Here is a 1,280-nt window from a genome sequence, read left to right as displayed (position 1 = left end):
TGTAGAATTCACAGGAACATGGGAATTTATACCAGATCAAGAACCAGAAAAATACAATGTAACACACGAATTTGTATCCGCAACAGAAGGCAAAGATCTTCCACAAGTCGTAAAAGACCTAACACCAGAAGATCAAACAGGCAAAGAAGATGGAAGCGTTGTTAAACCAACTGCTCCAACACAAACAGAAGTAAAAGATACAGAAAACGATGGAACATGGACATTCGAAGGTTATGATAAAGATAGCAAAACTATTGATAAATCAGATGTAACATTCGAAGGAAAATGGAGATTCACACCAAACGAACACAAAGTAAGCTACAAATTTGTTAGTGAAGATCCAACAAAAACTCTTCCTGATGAAGTGAAAAATCTACTTCCAAATCCAGAAAAAGGAAAGGTTAAGGGTGATAAAGTAACACCAACAAAACCTATTCCAGAATCAATTACAACTAAAGATGGAGTATGGACCTTTGTTAAGTATGACAAAGAAAGTGAAACTGTTGATAATAAAGACCTTGTATTTACAGGAACTTGGAAATTCTCTCCAAAACCTGATCCTGTAACCTACAATGTAAACCATCAGTTTAAGTCAGCAACAGAAGGAAAAGACCTTCCACAAGCAGTAAAAGATCAACTTCCTGATCAACAAACTGGTATAGAAGACGGAAAAACTGTAACACCAACTGCTCCTAAAAAGGAAAAAGTAGAAGATACAGAAAATGACGGAATATGGAAATTCAAAGGCTACAAAGACCTAGATAAAACTACTGATAAAGTTGATGCTAAGGTAGACGGAGCCGATGTAATGTTTGAAGGAAGTTGGGAATTTACACCAAACGAACACAAAGTAACTTACGAATACGTAAGCGGAACTGAAGGCAAAGAATTGCCAGCTGAATTAAAAGCGAAAGCTCCAAAAGAAGCAACAGGAAAAGTAAAAGGCGATACAGTAAAATCCCCAGTTCCAACAGGCGATGACGCTACATTTAGAGATGATGTAAACAAAGGAACGTGGAAATTCAAATCTTTTGACAAAAATTCAGTAGAAATTTCAAACCAAGACGAAAAAGTTACAGGAACTTGGGTATTTGCACCAGATCCAGAATACAAAGTAGAACATAAATTTGTATCATCAACAAAAGGAAAAGACCTTCCAAAAGCTGTTACAGATTTAACACCAGTTCAACAAACTGGTAAGAAAGATGGAGAAACTGTAACTCCTACTGATCCAAAACAAAAAACAGTCGAAGATACAGAAAACGATGGAACATGGACAT

At 36.2% G+C, this 1,280-nt stretch carries 1 protein-coding gene; it reads left to right on the top strand.

Annotation, left to right across the window (positions count from 1 at the left end):
- On the top strand, positions 1–1,280 hold a 1,280-nt coding region (locus HMPREF3045_RS09310; protein ID WP_257244373.1), incomplete at both ends, for an SHIRT domain-containing protein.

The sequence above is a fragment of the Anaerococcus sp. HMSC075B03 genome (genome assembly GCF_001815585.1).
GTDB lineage: Bacteria > Bacillota > Clostridia > Tissierellales > Peptoniphilaceae > Anaerococcus > Anaerococcus vaginalis.
This window is presented reverse-complemented; position numbering and strand designations above follow the sequence as displayed.